Below are 24,266 nucleotides of genomic sequence, written 5' to 3'. Positions count from 1 at the left end.
GGGACCATGGCAGCATGATAGCTTGGCGAAAGTGCTGCAAACAGCAATAAAGCAGCCATGGACAGAGCGGTGAAATGGATACTCGGCGCAACGCTGGCGGTTATGTGCGCCATTGGCGCAGTATTCGCAGCCGGTCAGTGGTTTGCCGAGCCTGACGGGCCAGCACAGACTGCCCAAGCCGACATCCAAAATAGTAATGATGTGCTGACGGCCAGCATGACCCGACCCATAGGGACCACTTCTGAAACCCCGAGCAATCCAAAACCCGACCCTGCACCGGATACAGGTAGACCCTTCGTCATCAAACGCATCCTGCCTATCGAAGGGCCCATCAAATATGGTGAGTGGTATTGGGACGATGATGGTGTGCCCGACGGCCCTCTGGTTATGACGGTGGACCTAGATGCCCGCGTCCTGTCTGTCTTTCGCGATGGTTATGAAATCGGCGCAACGGCCGTGCTGCTCGGCACGCAGGACCATCCTACCCCGCTCGGTACTTTTCCGATTCTGGAAATGAAGAAGGAAAACTACTCCTCTATCTATGACAATGCGCCGATGCCCTACACAATGCGGCTAACCTGGGACGGTGTCTCGATCCACGGGTCACAGGTGGAAAATGGCTATGCCAGCCATGGCTGTATCGGCGCCCCCAATCCCTTCGCGGCAAAGCTCTTTGCGCTGGCCAGCAAGGGAGACAAAGTTATCATTACAAGAGGAAAGATGGCCGATATCGGCGATCCGCTGATTATTCAGTAGAATCTGGATCGAAGCTTTACGAAGGGCCGGAAATGCGTCGCGGTGGTTCCTTGCGGAAAACCCAGACACCATGGTCACTTCGGGCGATGACACCACTCAACGTCGAATCCTTGCCATTTTGCAGGCGCATGATGAGATTGGCCACCGCCCCGCCCCGGGGGCTGCCGCCCAGCATATTAATAGCACGCAATACCACGCGCATGACCACCAGCTTGGGGCTGTGCGGCCGGTAACGGATCGCGCCGTCTTCCCCCACGGTGACCCGTTCCTTCCATTCCCGGTCCGATGCCCAGGCCAGCACTTCCTCCGCATCGGCCAGATGGCTGGCACTGGCTGCCAGAGCCTGCGGCTCGAGCCAGTCCGCCTCGGCCAGTGCCTGCCGGATACGCACGCGGTCAAAGCGCGGATTGAAATTACTCGGATCGTGTACCGCCTGAAGCCCTGAGCGTTCGACAATCTTTGCCAGATCGGAGCGACGCCAGCTGAGCAAAGGCCGCAGAAGAGCCAGTTTAGTTCCCGGCACCATGCCTCGCGGACGCACGCCGGCCAGCCCGTTGATCCCGCTTCCGCGGTTGAGCCGCATCACCAGCGTTTCGGCCTGATCGTCCGCATGATGTGCGGTCGCAATTGCTGAGAGGTCCCGCTGCTTCATCCATTGGGCAAAGGCAGCATAACGCGCCCGCCGGGCCCGGTCCTGCAAATTGCCGGACGGGACAGTGACCCGCGCCATTTCGCAGGGAATATTATAGGCCGCGCACAGCTCTTTCACCATCGCGCATTCGCCTGCGCTTTCCGCACGCAAACCGTGATCGACGGTTATGACTTCGACACGTCCCGGCAAAGCCACCCTGGCAAGTAACAGCAGGGCAAGACTGTCAGGCCCACCCGATACGGCTAGTCCGAGCCGGTCCCCATCAGGCCATAACCGTGCGAGATCGCCCGTAAATCGGGCGATCACATTATGCGGTATGGCTTCACTGACAGGTGACGCTGGAACGGTTGCGTTCATATTGCTTCTGTAAACGGCCTGTCGCCAGAGCCGGATAAGTGTCGCCAAATTCCGCCAGAGCGATACAGGCGCGGTTTGTATCGCCCATCTGAATCATGGACTCCGCCAGATATAAAAGGCTGTCAGGCGCGCGAACACCCTGCTTGTCAGACTGATAGTTCTGCAGAAAATAAGGTGCTGCTTCACGCGGCTTACCTTCATCGAGATAGGCTCGGCCAAGCAGATTGCGGCCATAACTCACCCGCCAATGCGAAGGATATGCCTTCAGAAATTTAGCAAGCTGCTGTTCGGCTTCCGGATAATAGCCTTCGTTCCACAGACGATAGCCATAGACATATTCATCATCACCCGCATCATCCGTAGACGGTTTGGTAATGGCCTGCACCGCTTCCACCCGTGCCGGGCTGGGAGCCGACCGGGATACGGAAGACGACGAAGCCGGAGCAGGTGTTGGTGCCGGACTGCCCGAATTACCGCTGGAAGATTCCGGCACGGGAATGAAGCCGCTCGGCCCGGAAGTGGTTGCTCCGGATAAAGGAGCCGCAGAAACCTGCTTCAGCTTCTCTTCAAGCTGAGCAATCTTGTTGCTGTTTTCCTCGCTCCTTGCAGTCAGCTGCCTAAGCTGGCCTTCAAGCGCATCGAGGCGCGACAGAATATCCGAAATAGCCGATGTGGAAGGCGTACCGATTGTCTGTGTCGGCGGCGTCTGCGCAGTATTCACTTCCGGGGTGAAGAAGCGGCCATCGCTGTTGGGAAAGACTTTTCGCTGCAAGGCTTTCACTTCTGCCTCGATCTTACGCAACCGCGCATCGGCATCCTGTGCGTAGGCAGCAGATGGCAAGGCTACGCCGCCTATCGCTGTTACGGCCAGGACAGTGGCCAAAGCACGCGGCTTCGCCCATCCGGAGATATTCACTGGCATACCCTCCTGTAATCGGATCAATGTGGAATCCCGATACATATCCGGCCTGAAACAACGGCTGAACATGACGCGGTGCAATAGTGTCAATCAGCGATACACTTGTCGACCCGCTGTTAACCTTATTGTGACGGTGAGGCGCTGTTATCCGCATTGTCACGCGCCAGCAAGGCCGCGGCGCTGATTTTCATATCACGGATAACCATATCGTCATCCGCCAGACGCGGCACGTTCTTACCGCCGATCGTGATAGACAGCGCATCGGGCCGCCCGGTCCATATTTGCGGGTCTTCGGCGTCGGCAGGCACGGTGTAGCTCTCACCCTTGCTCATGATCTTCTGCATGAGTTGCTGACCGTCACCATCGTAAAACTTGACCCAGACCTGATCCTCCATGGCAGTGAAGACAACCGGGCCTTGCGCCGCAGAACCGTCTCGCGTCTGTGTCGCAGGCCTTTCCGCAGATGCCGTTGCGCGTTGCTCCGCCGCCTGTTGCGCCTGTTCCTGCTCGGTCAGAGAGGGCAATTCACCCGAGGGAGCATAGATCGGCTTGAGAAAAACAAAGCCCGCAATCAACAACGCTATAACGACGACAACGGCGAGCCAGCCCAGCCTCGCCGATGGCACACGCGCGGGATCGCCTGGTTCAAAATTAGCCGGTCTTGTCGGCTTATCGGGCTCCTGCGCATCGAGTTCTGAATGGACCTGCTCCACAAACTCATCCTGGTCGAGCCCGAGTAGCTTGGCATAGCTTCGCGTAAAACCGAAAGCGTAAGTTCGACCGGGCAGATCTGCGAATTTATCCGCTTCCATAGTTTGCAAGTGTCGCAGAGGAATCCGGCTTTCCTTGGCGACATCCTGCAACGTCAGCCCCTGCTTCTCTCGTTCGGTGCGCAAGCGCTCACCAACATTGGCCAGTTGCAATTCAGGTTCTGCCTCAGGGTTTTCGTCTACCATTCCATATCCGCTCGCGGTGTCTGACCCGGAACAAGTCAGCGACCTGCAAAATGAAGAGACGGTTCGGCCTGTCAAGCCGTTCCAGCTTTACTATAGACTTGTTTGACCGGTCATTCAGTCAGATAAGTCCTAATCCACATCAATGTTTCGTTCTTCGGCCCATCGTTGCAAGGTTTCGCGCATATTGGCCGGAGGATAAGCCAGCCAGCCGCGCATGGCTTCTCCGATTTCCTGCGTGTCGATCTTGCAAACCAGTTCCTTGATCGGACCAACCGCCGCCGGGGTGATCGACAGGCGCCGGATACCGAGACCGATAAGTGCCAGTGCTTCAAGACGACGTCCACCCATCTCTCCGCAAACGCCCAGATCGATCGGATAATCCCGTGAAGTTTCTACAATCCTCTGGAGAAAACGAAAGATGGCAGGGCTGAGCCAGTCATAGCGTTCAGCAAGCTTTGGATTGGACCGGTCTGCCGCAAACAGGAATTGTGTGAGATCGTTGGTCCCGATGGACATAAAAGATAATTTCGGCAGCAGATGGTCCAGCATTTCTGCCAGAGCGGGCACCTCCATCATCACGCCATACCGGATCGCTTCGGGCAATTTGCGCTTCTGCCCTTTTAGAAAAGTGAGCTGTGTTTCGAAAACCTGCCGGACAGCATCGAATTCCCACGGTTCGGACACCATCGGGAACATAACGTTGAGTGTGCGGCCACCGGCAGCCTCGATCAGAGCACGGGCCTGCACCTTGAGCAGCGCTTCACGCTCCAGAGCCAGACGCAGCGCACGCCAGCCCATAGCCGGATTTTCGTCCTCGCGTGAGGTTTCGTTGCGCAGATAGGGCAGAGATTTATCCCCGCCAATGTCGACCGTGCGAAAAATGACCGGCTTATCGCCAGCCGCTTCAAGCACATCGCGATAAAGGCGCATCTGCCTGTCACGCGCGGGCAAAGCCGCCGAGACTAGAAACTGAAATTCGGTCCGGAAAAGGCCGATTCCATCTGCTCCTGTCAGGCTGAGCATCGGCGTATCGTCACGCAGCCCGGCATTCATCATAACCTGAATACGCTGCCCATCGCGCGTGATCGGCTCAACATCGCGCATCTTGGCATATTCGGCCTGCCGTTCCTGCGAACGGGCGAAACGCATATCGAAAGCTTCGATGGCATCGGAAAGCGGCCGGACAACCAGCGTCGCCCGCGTTGCATCGAGCAGCACATCATCCCCTTCACGGATCAAAGCCCGCGCATTGCGGACCCGCCCGAGCACCGGCACTCCCATCGCCCGCGCCACGATCACCACATGGGCCGTAGGCGAACCTTCTTCCAGAATCACGCCTTTCAGCCGCCGCCGGTCATATTCAAGCAGTTCGGCCGGGCCGAGATTTTTGGCAATCAGTATGGCATCGCCATGCAGACCGAGACTGGCCGCCGTGCCGAGCTGCCCCGACACGATACGCAGCAACCGGTTCGCGAGATCTTCCAGATCGTGCATCCGGTCAGCCAGCAGCGGATCGTCGATTTCGCGCATCCGCATACGGGTGCGCTGCTGCACACGCTCAATCGCGGCTTCAGCTGTGAGCCCGGAATCGATCGCTTCATTGATGCGGCGAGACCAGCCTTCATCATAAGCGAACATCTTGTAGGTTTCGATAACCTGTTCATGTTCACCATCGACGCCGAATTCCGCCTGGTTGGACATATGCTCGATCTGCTCGCGCATTTTGTCGAACGCCAGATAAACGCGCTGTCTTTCAGCTTCGATATCTTCCGCCACGGTCTGTTCGATCGTAATGCGCGGCTGGTGAAACACCGCCTGTCCGCGGGCGAGCCCTTTCACCAGCGTCAGGCCTGTCAGCAGTTCTTGCCCGGAATGGGCCACCGATTGCCCATCCATATCCTCATCGTCCACCAGACCGGCATTCTGGATCATTTCCGCCAGAACCATAGCAACGGTCTGCAAGGCTTCGATCTCGACATCCTCATAGCGGCGCGGATCGAGATGTTGCACAGTCAGCACGCCGATAGCCCGCTCCCGGCGGACGATCGGCACACCGGCGAAGGAATGGAATTTTTCTTCGCCTGTTTCTTCGCGATACTGGAATTCGGGATGCGCTGCCGCATGAGCAAGATTTAGCGTTTCGACATTGCGCGCGATCGTTCCGGTAAGCCCTTCGCCTACGCCCATCCGCGTCACATGGACGGCGCTCTGATTCAGGCCCCGCGTCGCATAAAGCTCGAGCATCCCTTCACGGAGAAGGTAGATCGAACAAACTTCACTATGAAGCGCTTCACCGATAATATCGACGACCTGATTGAGTTTGCCCTGCGCATGCATGCGCGAAGCCATCAATTCATGAAGCTGTGTGAGAATAGAGCGGGCGGCAGCGGCGGCTAACATAATCATCGCCTATAACATGACGAAAGCTTTGGGAATAATTACCCGCTGCCGATTTGAGAAATTCTTGCGACTTACATCGATTTCAAGAAGGAATATCCCTGTATCACGATCAAAAAACGCAGCCCCAGAATAAAAGAGCGCCCGACAGGCCAATGCCTTTCGGACGCTCCGAACATTCAGGCTGCTCACTCAGTGCAGCGCAATCTCTTCCTTGATGCGCAGCTTCTGTTTCTTGAGCGTCTGAATTACGGTCTCATTGGGCGATGGTCGGTTCCTTTCATCGCGCAATCTTTGTTCCAGGCCCCGGTGCTTGGCATTCAAAGCATCAATATGAGTCGTAATCATACGCTTCTCCTTGGGTTGGGTTGCTCCCTCGTTTAAGCCCGAACGCGACTCACTTTACCTCTCTTCGAGCCGCGTAATTGTCATCAAATCATAATACTCCTAAACCAGCAAATCCCATCGCGCTGAATCGGGCATGATGGGCGATATTATGTCTCCATGTCTGCAAACGGATTGAGGATCGAACAAAGCGGTGACCGAAGATGAGATGCGCAAGCGGCTGGCCGCGCTCATGATAGAACATCGTGATCTTGATGCTGCAATCGACGCGCTCAGCACCGCCGACAGCAAAGATCAGTTACAGATTGCCCGTCTCAAGAAACGCAAGCTGCGCCTGAAAGACCAGATTTCGATAATTGAGGACTATCTGACACCCGACATCATCGCGTAATTCATCACCTTAAGCCTCTGCAATAATAGGAAGATGTCTGGACAAAATAGGCATTCGCCCCGGATTGGGACAAGCGCCACAAGTGCTATATTTCTACGTGGAAACACTCTGGTTTCCCCTACCCTAAAAATATAGCGGGCCGCACAAATGACAAAGCAACTATCCAATATCCATCCAGCGATCATCGAATCGCTGTATCAGCAAGCGCTGGCACTGGCCGAAGAGGTACGTTCTGCATTTGGCGGGGACGATATATCGCCCCCGCCAGCTCCCCCTTCCATTGCCGGCAACAGCACTGAGGACATTCCCGCTCTGGCGAGATTTATCGTCGCCCGCCAGGCCACACACAGCACCGCCGTTCTGATGCATATTCTGGCCTGGACGCTCAATCAGCGTGCCTTTCTGGAAGGTACCTTGAACAAAGCGGAATTGCGCCGCCATTGCCGCTTGCCGCAGCCGGTTCTTTCGGCCGATGACCTTGAGGAACGCGCGCTTTTGCCGGATTCGCTGCGCGATCTCGTGGAGCGTATTCATGCCTTTCATGCCCGCATTTTGCGGCTTGATCGGCAGGCGAAACGGCCAGCGCCAGTGCCAGAAAGGGTACAGCACGAACCACCAGTTTCTGTTGGTGCATTGCAAGCGATAAGCTGAAAAAGCGCCGGAAACAGGGCTTCACGCTCGACTTTACGGCTGGCTATCCCCATATGGCCAGCCTATGGCATTGCCTCCAAAACCCTGGCCTACAGGCCTTTGCGAAGAGCTCGAACCACTGGTGCGCCGGGTGCTGGCACCCAATGCTTCACCCTATACGTTCACAGGAACACAAAGCTACCTGATCGGCACCGAACAGGGCCTGACAGTGCTCGATCCGGGGCCGAACGACCCTCAGCATCTGGCTGCACTCGAACAGGCGATCGGTTCTGCTAAAGTCACTGCCATTGCCTGCACGCATACTCATCGCGATCATTCCCCGGCCGCCGCACCGCTTGCGCAATTAACCGGCGCGCCGGTCATCGGCTGTGGGGCGGTGATTATCAAAAGCGACGAGCCGCGCGCCGATGCGCCCTTCGATCTCGACTATACGCCCGATCATGTGCTGGAGGATGGCGAATGCCTCGCCGGGCCCGGCTGGACGCTGACAGCCATTGCCACGCCGGGACATACATCGAATCATCTGTGTTTCGCGCTGAATGAAAGCGGGGCATTATTTACCGGCGATCATGTGATGGGCTGGTCCACCAGTGTCGTTGCCCCGCCCGATGGCGATATGGCGGATTATCTTGCCAGTCTCGACAGGCTCTATCAGCGCGACGACCGCATCTATTATCCCGCACACGGCCCTGCCATCACCAAACCGAAACAACTGGTACGCGGTATGATCGGCCATCGCCGCCAGCGCGAAAGACAGATCATGCGTCTGCTGGAACAGGATTCGCATGAATTGGCGCAAATGGTGACACTGATGTATAAGGGATTGAACGAGGGGTTGATCCCCGCAGCGTCCCAGTCGGTCAAGGCGCATCTCCTCGATCTGGAACAGCGTGGCCTTGTGGCTCGTTCAGGTGACATATGGTCGGCAATATGAACTCATCGGAAACACCTTCTCCTCGTCCCGATCCGGGCAAGCAAAAATCGCTGGCCCGGATTCAGGCTGTGCCATGGCTGTTGTTCATTGCAATGCTGGCGCTGGCCGCTTTCTTCGCATGGCGTGCCTATGGGCCCGACGATCTGGGTGATCCGCTTTCGACCAGCGTTACCGCTTTCGAAAAACAGAATTCGCTGACTGTCTTTTCGGCTCAGTTATCGCCTGTTGTCGCTTCCACCGACAGCCGCCTGTTCGGCGCCATTCAAAGCCGGCAGGTCGCAGTTATCCCGGCACGAGTGAATTATACGCTCGACCTTTCGCAGGTCGATGCCAGCCGCCTTGCATGGGACGATGCCAACCGCACACTGCATGTCCAGCTTCCACCGGTACAGGTCGGCAAACCCAATCTGGACGAAGCCCGGGCTCAATATCTGCGCGAAGGCATCTGGATCAGCCGGAATGCGCAGGACAAGCTGACTCGGGACAATACCCGCCTCGCCGAACAACAGGCAGTGGAACAGGCCACCAATCCAGTCTTGATGGACCTTGCGCGAACTGCTGCTAAGGAGGCGGTGGAACAGAATCTCGCCATTCCCCTGCAGGTTGCAGGCTATGGCGATGTCATCATCAAAATCCGCTTCGACGGGGAAGAAGAAAATACACAATGAGCGTCGAGACCACACTTCCGACCGGCACCGATCTGCGCGCTGAAATCGAGCGACTGCGCAAGGAACGTAATGCCGTCATCCTCGCCCATTATTACCAGAAACCCGAGCTTCAGGATCTGGCCGATTTCGTAGGCGACAGTCTGGAACTGTCGCGCAAGGCCGCCGAAACCGATGCCGATGTGATCGCCTTTTGCGGGGTGAAATTCATGGCCGATACGGCCAAGATTCTTTCTCCCGAAAAGATCGTAGTCCTGCCCGACATGGATGCCGGATGCAGCCTGGAAGACAGTTGCCCGCCCGACAAATTCAGGGCTTTTCGCGAGCAGCATCCCGACCATATCGCACTGACCTATATTAACTGCTCGACCGAGGTGAAGGCGCTCAGCGATGTGATCGTCACCAGTTCCAGCGCCGAAACCATCCTGCAGCAAATTCCCGAAGATCAGCCGATCATTTTCGGGCCTGACCGTCATCTGGGCGGCTATCTCAACCGCAAGTTCAATCGCGACATGCTGCTCTGGCCGGGTGTATGCATCGTGCACGAAGCCTTCAGCGAAAAGGAGCTGATGAAGCTGAAGGAGGAATATCCCGACGCGCCGGTCGCGGCCCATCCCGAATGCCCGCCGCATATTATCGATCATGCGGATCATGTCGGATCGACCAGCGCCATCCTGCAATTCGCCAACACTTTCGACGGCGATACGCTGATCGTGGCCACCGAACCGCATATTATTCACCAGATGCAGAAAGCCTTGCCGGAAAAGAATTTCATCGGTGCGCCGGGTGCCGACGGTAACTGCAATTGCAACATCTGCCCCTATATGGCGCTCAATACGATGGAAAAACTCTATACGTGCCTGCGCGACCTGGAGCCACGGATCGAGATTGCAGAGGGTTTGCGCCTGAAAGCCAAGCGCAGTCTCGATAATATGCTCGATATGGCGGCGGGTACGATCGGCAAGGGTGATCTCGGCCGCATCAAGATCAGCGGCGATCTGTAAGCACTTTTCGCTCCTGTATTGTGCGGTTTTCATCGTGCAAAAATAGCTTCTATAAAGGCGGCCACCCATTCGGTTCGAACGGATGGGTGGCCGCCGGCCGCAGCGCTCGCCTCAGGCTAAAGGATGCCGGGCATGCGGCTTGAGAGCGCTGCCATGCGCTGACCAATGCCGGGAGGCCATGCAATGCTGACGCAAATTCGGGAAATCTGGCGGCGGCTCAATGCAAGCTACTGGTTCTATCCCGCTCTCTTCGCTATTTCCGCCCTTGCTCTCGCCATTTTCACAGTCTGGATCGACCGGACGGGGCGCGCCGACTGGATCGGAGATCTGACAGCGGTCCATATTGCGCGACCGGACGGCGCCAACACGCTGCTCAGCGTTATTGCCAGTTCGATGATCGGTGTGGCGGCCACGGTCTTTTCCATCACCATTGCCGCGGTGGCTTATGCCAGCGGCAATTACGGCCCGCGGCTGCTCACCAATTTCATGGAAGACCGGGGCAACCAGCTCAGCCTTGCGACCTTTATCGGCACATTCGTCTATGCGATTACGGTGCTGCGCACTGTCCGCGCCGAGGATGAAAGCACCACTACCGGTATTGCCATGGCCGGTCACGACACCCTGCCTGGTTTCGTGCCGCAGCTATCTTTGCTCATCGCTTATGCGCTGCTGGCCATTGCGATTATGGTGCTGGTCTACTTCCTTAATCACATTCCCGCTTCGATCCGCGTCAACACGGTACTGGAAGGGATTGGCGAGCGGCTGCTTAAAGGCATTGTCAACCGCTTTCCCAATGACAATGTCGGCCAGCTCCCCCTTACCCGGCCGGAAGGTCATCCGATCTGCGCCACGGGCACCGGTTATGTTCAACTGATCGACTTCAACCAGTTGCATAACATAGCCGAGCGCAAAGACGGCAAGCTGATGCTGGGGATACGCCCTGGCGACTTCGTCCATCCCGGCGTGCCGTTATGCTACTGGTACGATGTCTCGATCATCGAAGAATCGCCCGACGAAGAAATTCGCGGCGCATTCACACTCGGCGGTATGCGTACTCCAGGGCAGGATATTCAGTTCCTGATCGATGAGCTGGTGGAAATCGGTTGTCGTGCTCTTTCGCCCGGGATCAACGACCCCTTTACAGCAGTCACCGCTATACACTGGCTGGGCGCCGCCATCAGCGAACTTGGCAAACGCGATTTACGAATGCGTTTCGGCGACGCAGTGCGCCCGGAAGACGATTTCCTATATCTTCTCGACGATGATTACGACCATTTCCTGTTTCGCGGCTTCGGCGCTATGCGCAATGCCGTGGCGGGTAACCGGATCGCCTGTCTGGTCACTTTCGACACGCTGTATAATGCCTCTCTCTCGCTGAACGACGATTCACGCAAAGCCCAGATCAGGCAGGAAGGCGACCGTCTGGCGGAACAGGCCCGTTGCTTTCTCGAGGGGCCTGCGCTGGACGATGTCGAAGCGCGTTATGTCAGCTTCTGCCATAAGATGGAGGGCCCCGCCCTACCCCTTGGCGATAATGGATGAAGCACGCATAGGTCATGCAAATGTAATACTGTATTCGAAAAGACACCAAACGGAAGTAACCAAGTCATAATCCGTCCCTAGGGCGCCGTCAGACACTTACGGGTCCAGGGAAAATTCATGACATCGAACATTTACCGCCTCGCTGCGGCGCTTCCGCTTATTTACTGTTCACCAGTTCTGGCACAGACAACCGACACCGCATCGGCAGCCAGCGGCCCGACCGATGCGGGCCTTGGTCAAACCATTATCGTCACGGGTACGCGCGAAGCGACCCGTACCCAGTTCGATACGATGGCGCCGGTCGACGTTCTGAGTGATGCCGCCGTCGATGCCAGCGTTTCGGACGATCTTTCCGACACGCTGGCGCAGCTCCTGCCCTCCTTCAACGTGCAGCGCCTTCCGGCTGCAGATGGTGCGGCTTTCGTGCGTCCGGCCACATTGCGAGGCCTCTCGCCCGACCAGACTCTCGTACTGGTGAATGGTAAGCGCTATCACCGCTCCGCCCTGCTGGGCAATCGCGGGGCGCAGGCAACAGATCTGGCTTCGATCCCCAATTCCGCCATCAAACGTATCGAAGTGCTGCGCGATGGCGCCTCGGCGCAATATGGTTCGGATGCGATTGCCGGGGTCATCAACATCATCCTGGACGATCAGCCGGGCATCAATGGCTATGGGCAAATCTCGCAATATTATAAAGGTGACGGCGAAACCTATCAGGGCGGGCTGCAAGCCGGTTTTGCTCTCGGCTCGCGGGGCTCCGTGGTTTTTTCGGGCGAATATAACAAATCCGAAGCCACGTCTCGCACGCGTCAGCGCCCGGATGCGATTGCTCTTCAGGAAGAACATCCCGAACTCGACATACCCGATCCGGTACAACGCTGGGGCCAGCCCGAACTCGAAGCGGTGCGTGGTGCGGTCAATGCCGATTACGACATTACCGACAGCGCCGAACTCTATGCCTTCGGCACAATCAATGACGGCGACGGCGTCACCGATTTCAACTGGCGTAACCCGGAAACCACCGGCAACGTTTTCAAGAATACGAGCGTTTTTCCGGATTTCAATTTCAACAGTATCTATCCAACCGGCTTCACCCCGCGCTTCGGAACGGATTATAACGATATCCAGTCTGCCGGCGGATTGCGCAGCGCGGATCGCACAGCGGATTTCACCTATGATCTGAGCGCTGGCTGGGGCCGCAGCCGGATCGAATATAATATGACCGAATCGCTCAACGCCTCGCTCGGCCCGAACAGCCCGACAGACTTTTATCTCGGTCGGCTCGAACAGCGCGAATTCAACCTGAATGCCGATTTTGTCTATCGCCTCGATGCGGGCGGCTATGCACCGGTCAATATCGCTTTCGGCGGGGAACGGCGTGTGGAAACCTATCAGGTCTCGCCCGGCGATCCCGCAAGCTATGCAATCGGACCGGGCGCTGCCGAAGGGCTGGCCGCCAATTCCAACGGCTTCCCCGGTTTCAGCGATCAGGTGTCCGGCGAATGGGATCAGACCAGCTATGCCGGCTATGCCGATCTGGAGTGGCAACCGGTCGAAATGCTGACGCTCGGCGCCGCTGGCCGGTACGAGGATTTCTCCGAATTTGGCGACAAATTCACCTATAAGCTCTCCGCCCGCGTCGCACCGACCGATGGCTTTGCCCTGCGCGGCACATTCGCCACCGGTTTTCACGCACCGACACCCGGCCAGCTCAACACGTCCAAGACCACGCAGGGTCTCGACACCAGCACGATGACTATCTTCACATCGGGCCGTCTCTCACCCAGCGATCCGATTGCCGTGGCGCTTGGTGCCGAACCGCTGAAACCCGAAACGTCCAAATCGCTGACTTTCGGCTTCACGGCACAGCCTGCCCGCGGATTATCGGCCAGCGTCGATTTCTATCGCGTGGATGTGGATGACCGCTTCGGCCTCTCGGCCAGCCAGTCAGTGCCCGAAGGTGTCGCCAACCCCAACGGTTATACCCGGGTCAATTACTACACGAACGACTTCGCGACCCGCACGCAGGGTATCGATGTAGTCCTGAGCTATCAGTCCCAGCTTGGCAATGGCCGCCTGTCAGCCAATCTCGCCTATAATTACAACGATACCAACGTGCGTAATGGTCTCTCGGCTACGATCGGCAATGAAGATCAGAAGGAGCGGTTCGAAAAGGCCCTTCCTAAACACAATGCTACGGCGTCGCTGGGATATGATATTGGCCGGTTCGGGCTTCTGGCACGTGGACGCTATTATGGGTCGTGGACCGATTATTCGGACAATGCCGATGGTCAGATCTTCCAGGATTTCGGCTCTATGATACTGGTCGACCTGTCGGTCAGCTATGACGTGACCGATGCTATTTCGATCCGTGCCGGAGCGGAAAATCTGTTCAACTCTTATCCCGACGAGGCCACGTATCAGGCCGTGCGCGGGCTGATCTATTCGCGTAATGCGCCCTATGACACCGATGGCGGCCAGTATTATGTCCGTCTGGGCTTCAGCTTTTGAGGATGCGGATTTGACACTTGATCGCAGAATGTTCGTGAAAGGGGCGGCACTGACCAGTGCCGCCCTCACCCCTTCCGCTCTGCAGGCCCGCCCGCCCGCCAGTCTGCCGACAGATGGGAAAGCCGCGCCCGACGATGAAGCCTATTGGGCCCGGGTTGCCGCGCAATATGATGTGACCCGCGAAGTCATCCAGCTCGAAAACGGAAATTGGGGCATGATGGCCCGTCCGGTGCTCGAGGCCTACAAGGCGCATATCGAACGCGTGAACCGCGATACGAGCTATTACACGCGCCGCCTGTTCGGCCGGGACGCAATCGACGTGCAGCTCCGGGTCGCTGCCAAATTGATGGTCGATCCGAACGAACTCGTCTTCACCCGCAATGCAACCGAAGCGCTCAAAAGGCTGATTACCGGCTATAATCGCCTCGGTTCTGACGATGCGGTGCTCTATGCCGATCTCGACTACGATTCGATGCAGGCAGCCCTTGTCAGCCAGGCCCGGCAAAAAGGCGCGCGCATTATACGTATCGCTCTGCCCGAACCCGCCAGCCGCATGGCCGTTCTGGATGCTTATCGTCATGCTTTCGAAAGCAATCCCGATCTCAAACTGGTGCTGCTCACCCATCTCAGCCACCGCACCGGTCTGGTTATTCCGGTACGCGAAATCGTCCAGCTGGCCCGTGAGCGGGGAATCGATACGATTGTCGATGTGGCCCATAGCTGGGGGCAGCTGGATTTTTCCTTACCCGATATCGATGCCGATTTCGTCGGCCTCAATCTGCATAAATGGATCGGTGCACCACTGGGCGTCGGCGCGCTCTATATCCGCCAGTCTCACCTGACGGCGATCGATCCGGACCCCGCCGATACAAGCGGCGACCTCGACGCGACCTATTCGCGCGTTCATACCGGAACGACCGATTTCGCGGCTCTGCTATCGGTACAGCAAGCGCTCGATTTTCGCGAAAGGCTGGGCGATGCGCCCATTCGCCGGCGGCTCCAATATCTGCGCGATCGCTGGGTGAAACAGGTTCGCGATATACCCGGCCTCACCGTGCTGACGCCTGACGATCCGCTCATGCATGGGGGCATTACATCCTTCCGTTTCGCCGGAAAAACGAGCGTGGAAGATAACAAAGCCATCGCCCGGGCATTGCTGGAACGGCACCGGATTTTCACTGTGCATCGCGATGGCGTGGAGAAGGGTGCCTGCTTGCGCATTACACCGGCACTGCATAACAGCATTGCAGACATGGATGCGGCGGCTGCGGCGCTGAAAGAGCTGGCTGGCAATATGCCGGTCTGACATCCCTCCGGCTGGCGACGCTCCGTCCGTCTCAAGGACAGGCGGAGCGCCGGTTCGATCAGTCGATCGGCAGATCGAACAGTAATTCACGCACATATTTTACCGGTGGCGATCCATGGCTCAGCACCGCATCGTGATAGCGCCTTAAGGTAAAATCCTTGCCCCAGCGCCGCTCAGCCTCATGTCGCAATGCCCAATGCTCCTCATAGCCGGTAAAGTAGCTCAGCAGCTGCACTGATGAGAGGTTAGCGCGCACCCATTTGCCCGCGGCTTCGCGTTCCTGCTGGAAAGCGCCCTTCATCATCAGATCCATCGCTTCATCGCGCGTCATACCTTCGGTATGCACACCAATATCGAGCAACGTATTGGTAACCGCTCGTAACCGCATCTTGAGCACCGATATCTGAAGCAGCGGATCGTTATCCATATAGCCGAGATCGACCATCACTCTCTCGGAATAATTGGCCCAGCCTTCCACGAAAGGCCCGCTCATCAATACAGCACGCAGAATATCCTTATTGCGATTGGCATGATCGAGCTGGAGATAATGACCGGGCACACCTTCATGCATCGACAGATCGTGCAGCATGTAGAGATTATATTCCGACAGGAAGCTTTTAGCCTGTTCGTCGCTCCAGTCCTCGGGCACAGGTGAGATTGCGAAGAAGTTCGGCAGATCGCTTTCCAGCGGCCCCGGCGGATCGTCATAAGCCACCGCATTGCCTTGCAGGAATTTGGGCACGGTGATGATCTTCACTTCGCCGCGTGGCATATCGACAAAGCCCTTTTCGCGCGTGAAAGCGGTGGTCTGGGTCAAAGCATCCTGCGCCGCCTCGACCAGCTTGTCGCGCGGCGGCCTGGCATCATAAGTATATTGCAAACCCCGTTCGATTACGGATTGCTGCGTCGCCTGATCGGGATTTTCGGGCAAATTTTCACCCTCACGGTCCCTGATGATCTGGCGGGAAAGATCATACATTTCCGAACGGATCTGCGCTTTGGCTCTCAATGCACGCTGCTTCAGTTCGGGCCGTGTCATCCGGCTCATCAAAGCGAAACGCATCTTCTGATCGTAAAGTTTAGCGCCCAGACGGAAATCGCCCTTCGCATTAGGTACCAGTTGTTCATCCAGCCAGCGCTGCTGTTCAGCCACCGCCTTTTTCAGATTGGCCAGCGCCGCATCGAAACGCGTCCGGGGCACGCCGCTCTTCTCAACTTCAGGCAGCAACACGGCATTGATGATTTCCAGAATGCCCTGATTCTGCTTGGCAACCGTCTCGGCGTAGATTTTCGGTACTTTATCCGGATCGAGCTGCTTGCGCGCTTCGGCCAGAAAGGCGGGCAGCTTTTCCATACGCGCGACGATAGACTGGAACCGCTCAGGCCATGGTGCGAAATCGCGCTGCACCAAACTATAAAGCGAATAGCTGGCTGTATCGTTATAATATTGCGGATTCCATTGCCATTCGCGCAGCACTTCGTCCTGCCAGATGGCATATTCCAGTGCATTTTCGAGCAACTTGTAATCGACCTGATTGTCGCGACTGAGCTGACTGAAATCGATTTCATGGACAGCCTGTAATAGCGCCTTATTCGCGGTCAGTCGGGCATTGCGTCCCTCTGCATCGATCCTTGGCAGCAGGTCATCATTCTCATGCGCGCCAAGCTGCGTACCAGCAACCGGATTGAGCCGGGTCAGGGTCTTGATATATGCATCGGCAATGCGGTCGAAAGCCGTATCCATCGGGCTTTCATCCGCTTCACCGCCCGGGGCATTCTCCATCGCTCCATCTGCAGGCGGCGGACTGGTTTCCATCGGTGCCGGGCTGGTGGCACATCCCGCCAGCGCCAGCCCCGTCATAACCCCGATAAGCCTGCGCATTGTCATCTCCTGTCTTTCCGATCATCCGGCACTATGCTTCTGTGCGAAGAGACTGTTACGCGGAATATTATACGAAACAAGGTCGCTGATTGGTGGAACGCCTCGCTTGCGCTATCTTTTCAATACAGAAGAGAACAATGGAGTGACATAAGATGCGGTCCTGGCTGTTTGCCCCCGGTGATAGCGCAAAGAAACTGGCCAAGGCCCCTTCAAGCGGTGCCGATGTAGTCATCGCCGATCTGGAAGATGCGGTGCCACTCGATGCCAAGGATCTGGCACGCGCGCAGGCAGCTGAATGGCTGGCCGACAATGAAACCGGCCCTGCGCGATGGGTTCGCATCAATGCTTTATCCACCCCCTTCTGGCGCGACGATCTGACATATATTATGCAGAGCCGCCCGGCTGGTATTCTGCTGCCCAAAGCCAGCGGACCGGACGAACTCGCTATTCTCGATGCCGAGATAAGTGCCTGGGAACAACGCATCGGCATTCCTTCAGGGCATACGCAGATCATGCCCCTGGTCAGCGAGACGCCGCGCGCTGCACTGACTATCCCTGCTTACGGAACCACCGCAATAGACCGATTAACAGGCCTCACATGGGGATCGGAAGATCTGATGACCTCGGTGGGTGCCAGCCGCAAACGGGACGGCTCGGGACAATGGACCGACCTGTTCCGCATGATCCGGGCGCAGCTCCTGCTCGCAGCACACGCGACGGGCGGGTGGGCTATTGATGCGCTGTACAGTGATTTTCGTGATCCGGACGGGCTGGCACGAAGCGCAGCCGAAGCCGCAGCAGATGGCTTTACCGGAATGCTGGCCATTCATCCTGCACAGGTGTCCGTTATCAACGAGGCGTTTCAGCCCAGTGCCGAAAAGCTCGCTCAGGCACGCGCCATCGTAGCCGCTTTTGCCGCCAATCCCGGTGCAGCCGTGCTGCAGCTTGATGGCCGGATGATCGAGACACCGCATCTGAAACAGGCGGAGAATCTGCTGCAGATGGCGGGATAGGCGGGGTTTTACCCGCGGCTGCGGCTGGTAGTAAAAATTCTCTGAACCCTAATCGTCGTTTTCGGTGGCGGATTCCGCTCCCTCAGCCACTTCGGCTGCTTCAGCCGCACTATCGGCGGCCGCGGCAGCCGTTGCATTCTCATCCGCCGCATCACCCTGCGACGCCGATCCGCCATTTGATACCTTTACTTCCAGATGCGGGGGCTGAGATGTAAGTTTATCGCTGGCAATCATCGAATCGCTGATCGTACCTTCCAATACTTCGCCCGATGCCGTGCCCTGCGTCTCCTCAGAGGAGGGCTTGTCACCACAGGCGCTGAGCCCCGCAAGCAAAGCTGCGGCGATACAGAAGCGTGTTGTCATTCCCGGCATTTTCATCTCATTCCTTACCCGTCAGCGCAGCGAGAAAACCTCCTGCCCGACGCTCCATGGCCTCATCCCATTGTTCGAGCGAAACATCCAGCCCCAGCCGTTCCAGACTGGTGACACCGAATTCGCTGATCCCGCAGGGTACAATACCGCCGAAATGGTCGAGATTTGGCGCAATATTGACCGAAAAGCCGTGCATCGTCACCCATTTGCGCACTCGCACTCCAATCGCCCCGATCTTGGCTTCCGACCCGTCAATATCGCGTGTCCAGATACCGATACGGCCTTCCGCACGCCAGCTTTTCACTTCGAAATCGGCCAGCGTGTCGATCACCCAGCCTTCAAGTGCATGAACGAAACCCCGCACATCGCGCCCGCGCTCCGCCAGATTGAGCAGGATATAACCAATCCGCTGACCCGGTCCATGATAGGTATAACGCCCGCCACGGCCTGTTTCGATCACATCGAATTGCGGATTGCGCAGATCCTCAAAAGATGCGCTGGTCCCTGCCGTATAAACCGGCGGATGTTCCAGCATCCAGATCAGTTCGCGCCCGGTTCCGGCGGCAATGGCGGCATTGCGCTCTTCCTGCTCCATCAGTGCAGTACGATAGGGAACCGGTGCGGCATCGTGGCGCCATTCGACATTTGTATCGGCTTCGAGTGCATGTATGTGCGACATGAGAATTGCGTGAAACCTTCGCAGCGTCTTATCAAGTCCCAAGCCACAACAAGGGGGATGAAAATTGAAATTCGATATGAGCACGGCCTGGCGCGATGCGGTTTCGATGCTGAATGCCAATCGTGAAGTGATGCTGATCGTGGCGGGAATTTTTTCCTTCCTGCCCAGCCTGGCTGCCTCCTTCCTCGCCCCTCCGATGCAGATAGCGCCGGCCGGTATCGGTGACACCGGTGAAGATGCCGATCTGATCATGCAGCAACTGGTGCAGGCCTATACCGATTACTGGTGGGTTTTCGTCCTGATGATGCTCGCACAGTCTGTAGGGTTCATCGCCCTGCTTGCATTGCTGCGCGACACTAAACGACCCACTGTTGGGGAGGCCCTGAAAATCGGCCTCTACGGCTTCATCCCCTATTTCGTTTCTTATATGCTCCTTTGTCTGGCTCTGGGCCTGGCGATAGGCATTGTCGCCACAATCTTTTCGCTGACCGGTGTCATGGCACTGGTCGGACTGGCTTTTGCCGTCGGGTTTGTGGCGGCAATTTACGTCATGGTGAAATGTTCGCTGACCCCGGCCATTGTCGCTATTGAAAAGGTCTATAACCCGATCGCCATGCTGGTGCGGAGCTGGAAGCTGACCAAGGGCAACAGTTTGCGCCTGTTTGGCTTCTTTGTCCTTATCGGCGTTGTCTATCTGGTGATTTCAATGATCGTCGGCATGATCGTACAGGCGCTCTATATCGCTCTGGGGCAGGCCTCTGTCGCCGCACAGGTAGTGAACGGTCTTGTCAACGGACTGGTCGGCGCAATTGCAACCATGGTCTTCGTGGCTGTTCTGGCGGCTGTGCATCATCAGCTTGCCGGCCCTTCCACCGAACAGGTCAGCGAGACTTTCGAATAGGCCGCTTTCGAACATCCCATACAAAAGGGCCCACTTCCCTGACGGAAGCGGGCCCTTTTTATTGCCGTATATTCTCAATTGAGAATGTTCAGTCTTTCCAGCCCCAGGCCAGAACGCAAGGCGGGACATTCTTCCATTCGAAGCCCTTATCGACCCGCTCGAAATGTTTCGCGGTATAGTCACGCGCCACGGTGCTGAACTGATAGGTCAGGAACGCACCGCCTGAACGGATCACCCGGTAAGTCGCTGCGGCAATGGCCGGAGCGACGCCTTCGGGCAAAGTCGAAAAGGGCAGGCCGGACAGGACATAATCGGCATGGTCGTGTCCACATGCCTTGACGATCTCTTCCACATTCTCAGCCGAACCGAGAACGGGCCGGAAGCGACTGTCGGTAATGGTGCGCTTCAGAAAGTCGATAAAAAGCGGATTAGTGTCGATCACGATCAGTTCGCCATCGCGGGGAAGCCGATCGAGCACAGGCTGGCAGAAAGTGCCGACACCCGGACCATATTCGACAAACACCTTGCATTCATCCCATTTCACCCGATCCAGCATCTTGCGGATCGTGTAACGCGATGACGGGATGATCGACCCGACCATTACGGGATGTTCGACAAAGCCACGAAAAAATACCCCTGCCGGCCCCAATGCACGGGAAATTTTTTGTTTCAGCTTCACGCCCTTACGCTGGCCGACCAGCTCACTTCCGTTTACCAAAACACATTCCTAATATTGCACCCTCTTCCAGCGAGGGCCGGTAACCGAGACAGCGGCACTCGCAAATATGCCGCTTATTTGCAAGGACAGGGTCCTGCAAAAGCTATGAATTGCATTGAACTATTTAGAGAATTTCCTGAATTTTCTCTGGCGGACGACATAGGCGCACGCCTTTTTCCGTTTCAACCAGAGGCCGTTCGATCAGTTTAGGTTCCGCCGCCATGGCATCGAGAACAGTATCGTCATCGGCATCGGGCAGGCCGCGTTCTTTCGCATCGGTGCCCGTCAGACGCAGACCTTCGGCAGGTGAGAGGCCGGCATCACGATAAAGCTGGGTAAGCTTCTCACGCGAAGGTGGATTTTTGAGATATTGCACGATAGTCAGTTCGATCCCGTCCTGCTCCTGCAAAGTTGCAAGCGCAGCGCGGGATTTGCTGCAATTGGGATTATGCCAGATCGTGGCTTTCATCGAAACGCTTTCTCCTGTGTTTCACGCAAGGGGTTAGACCTTGCCAGCATGTAAGTGCAAGGCATGTCAGTCGGTCGCCTCATCCTGTCGATCGGCCTCTTCCGGAATGACCCGCATGGCCGGAACCGCACGCGCCGCATCTCTGGCATCGATACCGGGTGCAGGCGCAGCACTGATTCGCTCCTGCCGCGATGCGACCCTGCCCGCCCGCTGAATGGCACGAACGAGCCGCGGATAAACACCGCAGCGACACAGATTGGGAATGGCAGCGACAATCTCTTCTTCGCTGGGAGAGCGATTCTTTTCGATCAGAGCGGCCCCTGCCATCACGATACCGGGCGTACAGAAACCGCACTGAATAGCCTGTTCCGCCACCAGTGCCTGCTGCACAGGATGCGACCGATCCCGTGCCAGACCTTCGATCGTGGTAATGAACCGCCCTTCGGCTTCCCCGATCGTCACCAGACAGGACCGCAGCGCTTCCCCGTCCACCAGAACCATACAGGCGCCGCAATCACCCACTCCGCAGCCATATTTGGTGCCGGTAAGATTGGCGGCATCGCGCAGAGCCCAGAGCAGAGGCGTATCGGGATCCATATCGAAACGGACCGGGCGCCCATTGACGGTCATTCCTGGCATGGTTTGCTTCTTAGCGGTTCCATCGGGACTGCGCCAGCACGCACATTGCCTATGATACCATCTGGCCTGTTCTTTGCCTCAGTCCGACCGTTGCATCAGTCGGAAGAGCTTGCGACGCAGCGGCGCAATCCATAGTCTGCCAAATGGAACAACAGAGACGAATCCGTGCAAAACGGCGCTCTATAAAATGGGAGAATATCTGTATGGCTACCATGACGGCTCCTCCGTCCGACAAAGCGGAAATTGTCGATGTCCCTTTCAATCATCGCGGACTGGTCGAACGCCTTTCCCCCGGTGGACGTTATATCGATGCACAGAGCGATGTGGACAGCCCATGGGTCCCCTTCGGCGACAATGCCTGCATCAAACATCTTGCTTTCGATGTCCGGCAAAATCTGTTTTCCAATATCTTGTGGATCAAAAGCCCCGGTGTCATCGGCACACATCTTCACCGCGGCACGATCACCATGGTCTGCCTCGAAGGCAGCGTGCGCTATCTCGAATATGACTGGGTAGCGACGCCCGGCGGCCTGATTCTCGAAGTGCCGGGTGAAAGCCATACGCTCGTCACCGAACATCCCGAAGGTTGCAAGCTCTTCGGCTGGATGCAGGGGCCGATCGAATTTTACGATTCGGATGCCAACTTCGTCGAAACCACGGATGTGTGGTGGTATATCAACCACTACGAGACTTACTGCAAAGAAAACGGCATCGCTATCAATCCCAAGCTCTACGTCTGAGGAGGCGGACCATGGCCAGCATGACCGCACCGCCTTCCGGCGCGTACAAGATCGTCGATGTGCATGAACCCTTTCGCAGCCTGATTGGCAGACGTGGCCAGGAGGGCACCTATATCGGTGGATCGGAGGAAGAAAGCCCCTGGGTTCCCTTTGGGGATAACGCCGCTATCCGCCATCTCGCCTTCGATGTGCGGCAGAATGTCTATTGCAACATTCTGTGGATCAAAAGCCCAGGTGTCATCGGCACGCATAAGCATCGCGGGCCGGTCTGGGCTGTGGGGCTGGAAGGGTCTTTCCGCTACCTCGAATATGACTGGGTCTGCAAACCGGGTGAATTCATCACCGAAACGCCGGGTACGGCACACACGCTGGTGACCGACGATCCTGAGGGAATGAAAGCGTTGTTCTGGATGCAGGGTGCCAATGAGTTCTATGACGAAGATGGTACATTTGTCGAAACGCTCGATGTCTGGTGGTTCATGAATCACTATGAAACCTATTGTCGCGAGCATGGCCTCACACCCAATCCGCAACTTTATATCTGATAGAAGAAGGAGGTTCTGGTCCGGCCTCCTCCCTTTTTTCTGCCGCTAATTTTTCAGTGGGAGGCGTTATGAAAACGCTCGATCAGTTTGACCTTACCGGCCGATCCGCCCTCGTTACCGGAGCCGCTTCCGGGATCGGCCTCGCCTATGCGGAAGCCGCCGCGGAGGCGGGCGCCTCCGTTACGCTCACCGATGTGGACGGTGATGGTGCCGAGAGAGAAGCTGCCCGGCTACGCGATGAAGGCTTCGTCGCTCGCGCACAGAGCTGCGATGTGGCACAACTCGATCAGGTAGCCGCCGCTTTCGACGCGCATGTCGAGACTTTCAGCGGTTGCGACATCGCTTTCGCCAATGCCGGATGGGACGCCGGAAATGGGTTCTGGACGCCCGAAGGAAAGCGCAATCCTGACGGGCAAATCGACAAATACGATCCCGAGCGCTGGGATCGTTCTATCCGGATCAACCTTACCGGCGCTTTCCATACAGTTCGGGAAGCGGCACGCGTTATGAAGCAAAATGCAGAACGCAATGGCCGGCGCGGTGGCTCTATCGTCATGACATCTTCCAATGCGGCAGAAGTCAATGAAGCAATTGTCGGCGTGCCCTATATGCCTGCAAAAGCCGGTGTAAAGCACTTCATGCGTCACATGGCCTATGAGCTGGCTGCCTTCGGTATACGGGTCAACGCCATAGCGCCGGGGCCCTTCGTCACCAATATCGGGGGTGGATGGCTCAAGAAAGATCCGGCTGCACGGAAGGCGTGGGACGAGCTCGTTCCTGTCGGTGCAGTAGCGGAAACCTATCAGATCAAACCGCTCGCATTACTACTGGCATCGGATGCCGGGAGCTATATGACGGGTGCGCACGTTATGATTGATGGCGGTATGCAGCTTGGGCCTGTCAAACCGCTTGATTTTTGATC

Annotated in this window: 25 protein-coding genes; 14 read left to right on the top strand and 11 right to left on the bottom strand. The window is 56.9% G+C overall.

Going from position 1 to position 24,266, the window contains the following annotated elements; genetic code table 11:
* The first annotated feature begins 69 nt into the window (after positions 1-69).
* Positions 70-756, top strand: coding sequence for a L,D-transpeptidase family protein (locus tag D6851_RS08865; protein ID WP_238474010.1), 687 nt, complete (start codon positions 70-72; stop codon positions 754-756).
* 16 nt (positions 757-772) lie between these two features.
* Here D6851_RS08865 and tilS read toward each other — a convergent pair whose 3' ends face one another.
* The 5 genes from tilS to D6851_RS08840 form a co-directional block, all read right to left on the bottom strand.
* A complete protein-coding gene (tilS, locus tag D6851_RS08860; RefSeq protein WP_120324544.1) occupies positions 773-1,765 on the bottom strand; it encodes a tRNA lysidine(34) synthetase TilS in 993 nt (330 codons plus the stop codon).
* Positions 1,731-2,681, bottom strand: coding sequence for a tetratricopeptide repeat protein (locus D6851_RS08855; protein ID WP_238474009.1), 951 nt, complete (start codon positions 2,679-2,681; stop codon positions 1,731-1,733). Before D6851_RS08855 ends, tilS begins: the two co-directional genes overlap by 35 nt.
* A gap of 125 nt (positions 2,682-2,806) precedes the next feature.
* Positions 2,807-3,640, bottom strand: coding sequence for a helix-turn-helix domain-containing protein (locus tag D6851_RS08850; RefSeq protein WP_120324542.1), 834 nt, complete (start codon positions 3,638-3,640; stop codon positions 2,807-2,809).
* Between the two features lie 129 nt (positions 3,641-3,769).
* Entirely contained in the window at positions 3,770-6,040 is a 2,271-nt protein-coding gene (ptsP, locus tag D6851_RS08845) for a phosphoenolpyruvate--protein phosphotransferase (RefSeq protein ID WP_120324541.1), read from the bottom strand.
* A gap of 189 nt (positions 6,041-6,229) precedes the next feature.
* On the bottom strand, positions 6,230-6,385 hold the full coding sequence (locus tag D6851_RS08840; RefSeq protein WP_120324540.1) for a YdcH family protein: 156 nt from the start codon (positions 6,383-6,385) through the stop codon (positions 6,230-6,232).
* 190 nt (positions 6,386-6,575) lie between these two features.
* Between D6851_RS08840 and D6851_RS08835 the strand changes: the two genes are divergently transcribed.
* The 8 genes from D6851_RS08835 to D6851_RS08800 all read left to right on the top strand — a co-directional run bounded on the left by D6851_RS08835 (position 6,576) and on the right by D6851_RS08800 (position 15,386).
* Positions 6,576-6,773, top strand: coding sequence for a YdcH family protein (locus tag D6851_RS08835; RefSeq protein ID WP_120324539.1), 198 nt, complete (start codon positions 6,576-6,578; stop codon positions 6,771-6,773).
* A 147-nt stretch (positions 6,774-6,920) separates the two neighbouring features.
* Positions 6,921-7,424, top strand: a complete 504-nt coding sequence (locus D6851_RS08830) for a DUF1465 family protein (RefSeq protein WP_120324538.1) — start codon at positions 6,921-6,923, stop codon at positions 7,422-7,424.
* Positions 7,425-7,488: 64 nt separating this feature from the next.
* Entirely contained in the window at positions 7,489-8,358 is an 870-nt protein-coding gene (locus tag D6851_RS08825; RefSeq protein WP_120324537.1) for an MBL fold metallo-hydrolase, read from the top strand.
* A complete protein-coding gene (locus D6851_RS08820) occupies positions 8,355-9,026 on the top strand; it encodes a DUF4230 domain-containing protein (protein ID WP_238474008.1) in 672 nt (223 codons plus the stop codon). Before D6851_RS08825 ends, D6851_RS08820 begins: the two co-directional genes overlap by 4 nt.
* On the top strand, positions 9,023-10,027 hold the full coding sequence (nadA, locus tag D6851_RS08815) for a quinolinate synthase NadA (protein ID WP_120324535.1): 1,005 nt from the start codon (positions 9,023-9,025) through the stop codon (positions 10,025-10,027). Before D6851_RS08820 ends, nadA begins: the two co-directional genes overlap by 4 nt.
* A gap of 183 nt (positions 10,028-10,210) precedes the next feature.
* Entirely contained in the window at positions 10,211-11,569 is a 1,359-nt protein-coding gene (locus D6851_RS08810) for a DUF2254 domain-containing protein (protein ID WP_120324762.1), read from the top strand.
* A 117-nt stretch (positions 11,570-11,686) separates the two neighbouring features.
* Positions 11,687-14,080 (top strand): TonB-dependent receptor plug domain-containing protein, encoded by a 2,394-nt coding sequence (locus D6851_RS08805; RefSeq protein WP_120324534.1) that lies wholly within the window; start codon positions 11,687-11,689, stop codon positions 14,078-14,080.
* Between the two features lie 10 nt (positions 14,081-14,090).
* Positions 14,091-15,386 (top strand): aminotransferase class V-fold PLP-dependent enzyme, encoded by a 1,296-nt coding sequence (locus D6851_RS08800; protein ID WP_238474007.1) that lies wholly within the window; start codon positions 14,091-14,093, stop codon positions 15,384-15,386.
* A gap of 58 nt (positions 15,387-15,444) precedes the next feature.
* On the opposite strand, the gene D6851_RS08795 is transcribed toward D6851_RS08800, so the two are convergent.
* Positions 15,445-17,268, bottom strand: a complete 1,824-nt coding sequence (locus D6851_RS08795; protein WP_183030039.1) for a DUF885 domain-containing protein — start codon at positions 17,266-17,268, stop codon at positions 15,445-15,447.
* Positions 17,269-17,420: 152 nt separating this feature from the next.
* Here D6851_RS08795 and D6851_RS08790 point away from each other — a divergent pair, with 152 nt between their 5' ends.
* Entirely contained in the window at positions 17,421-18,281 is an 861-nt protein-coding gene (locus D6851_RS08790) for an HpcH/HpaI aldolase/citrate lyase family protein (RefSeq protein ID WP_120324532.1), read from the top strand.
* 48 nt (positions 18,282-18,329) lie between these two features.
* On the opposite strand, the gene D6851_RS08785 is transcribed toward D6851_RS08790, so the two are convergent.
* Together D6851_RS08785 and lipB are read right to left on the bottom strand one after the other, a co-directional pair.
* Positions 18,330-18,653 (bottom strand): hypothetical protein, encoded by a 324-nt coding sequence (locus tag D6851_RS08785; protein ID WP_147395453.1) that lies wholly within the window; start codon positions 18,651-18,653, stop codon positions 18,330-18,332.
* 7 nt (positions 18,654-18,660) lie between these two features.
* Positions 18,661-19,332, bottom strand: coding sequence for a lipoyl(octanoyl) transferase LipB (lipB, locus tag D6851_RS08780; RefSeq protein ID WP_120324530.1), 672 nt, complete (start codon positions 19,330-19,332; stop codon positions 18,661-18,663).
* A gap of 64 nt (positions 19,333-19,396) precedes the next feature.
* Here lipB and D6851_RS08775 point away from each other — a divergent pair, with 64 nt between their 5' ends.
* Positions 19,397-20,233 (top strand): hypothetical protein, encoded by an 837-nt coding sequence (locus D6851_RS08775; RefSeq protein WP_147395452.1) that lies wholly within the window; start codon positions 19,397-19,399, stop codon positions 20,231-20,233.
* An 88-nt stretch (positions 20,234-20,321) separates the two neighbouring features.
* Here D6851_RS08775 and D6851_RS08770 read toward each other — a convergent pair whose 3' ends face one another.
* From D6851_RS08770 to D6851_RS08760, 3 genes are all read right to left on the bottom strand, one after another.
* Complete coding sequence (locus D6851_RS08770) at positions 20,322-20,933, bottom strand: class I SAM-dependent methyltransferase (protein WP_120324760.1); 612 nt, start codon at positions 20,931-20,933, stop codon at positions 20,322-20,324.
* 142 nt (positions 20,934-21,075) lie between these two features.
* Positions 21,076-21,420: an arsenate reductase (glutaredoxin) gene (arsC, locus tag D6851_RS08765; protein ID WP_120324528.1), complete on the bottom strand. Its 345-nt coding sequence runs from the start codon at positions 21,418-21,420 to the stop codon at positions 21,076-21,078.
* A gap of 66 nt (positions 21,421-21,486) precedes the next feature.
* The gene (locus tag D6851_RS08760) at positions 21,487-22,059 is read right to left on the bottom strand and encodes a (2Fe-2S)-binding protein (protein WP_120324527.1); all 573 of its coding nucleotides are present in this window, start codon (positions 22,057-22,059) and stop codon (positions 21,487-21,489) included.
* A gap of 203 nt (positions 22,060-22,262) precedes the next feature.
* Here D6851_RS08760 and D6851_RS08755 point away from each other — a divergent pair, with 203 nt between their 5' ends.
* The 3 genes from D6851_RS08755 (at position 22,263) to D6851_RS08745 (ending at position 24,264) form a co-directional block, all read left to right on the top strand.
* Positions 22,263-22,799: a 2,4'-dihydroxyacetophenone dioxygenase family protein gene (locus D6851_RS08755; protein WP_120324526.1), complete on the top strand. Its 537-nt coding sequence runs from the start codon at positions 22,263-22,265 to the stop codon at positions 22,797-22,799.
* Between the two features lie 11 nt (positions 22,800-22,810).
* Positions 22,811-23,344 carry a 2,4'-dihydroxyacetophenone dioxygenase family protein gene (locus tag D6851_RS08750; protein WP_120324525.1) on the top strand — a complete coding sequence of 178 codons (534 nt, stop codon included), beginning with the start codon at positions 22,811-22,813 and terminating at the stop codon, positions 23,342-23,344.
* Between the two features lie 68 nt (positions 23,345-23,412).
* Entirely contained in the window at positions 23,413-24,264 is an 852-nt protein-coding gene (locus D6851_RS08745; RefSeq protein ID WP_120324524.1) for an SDR family NAD(P)-dependent oxidoreductase, read from the top strand.
* Positions 24,265-24,266 lie beyond the last annotated feature (2 nt).

This window comes from Altericroceibacterium spongiae (assembly GCF_003610805.1).
Lineage (GTDB): Bacteria > Pseudomonadota > Alphaproteobacteria > Sphingomonadales > Sphingomonadaceae > Altericroceibacterium > Altericroceibacterium spongiae.
Note: the sequence above shows the minus strand (reverse complement) of the source record. Positions and strands in the feature narration are given on the sequence as shown.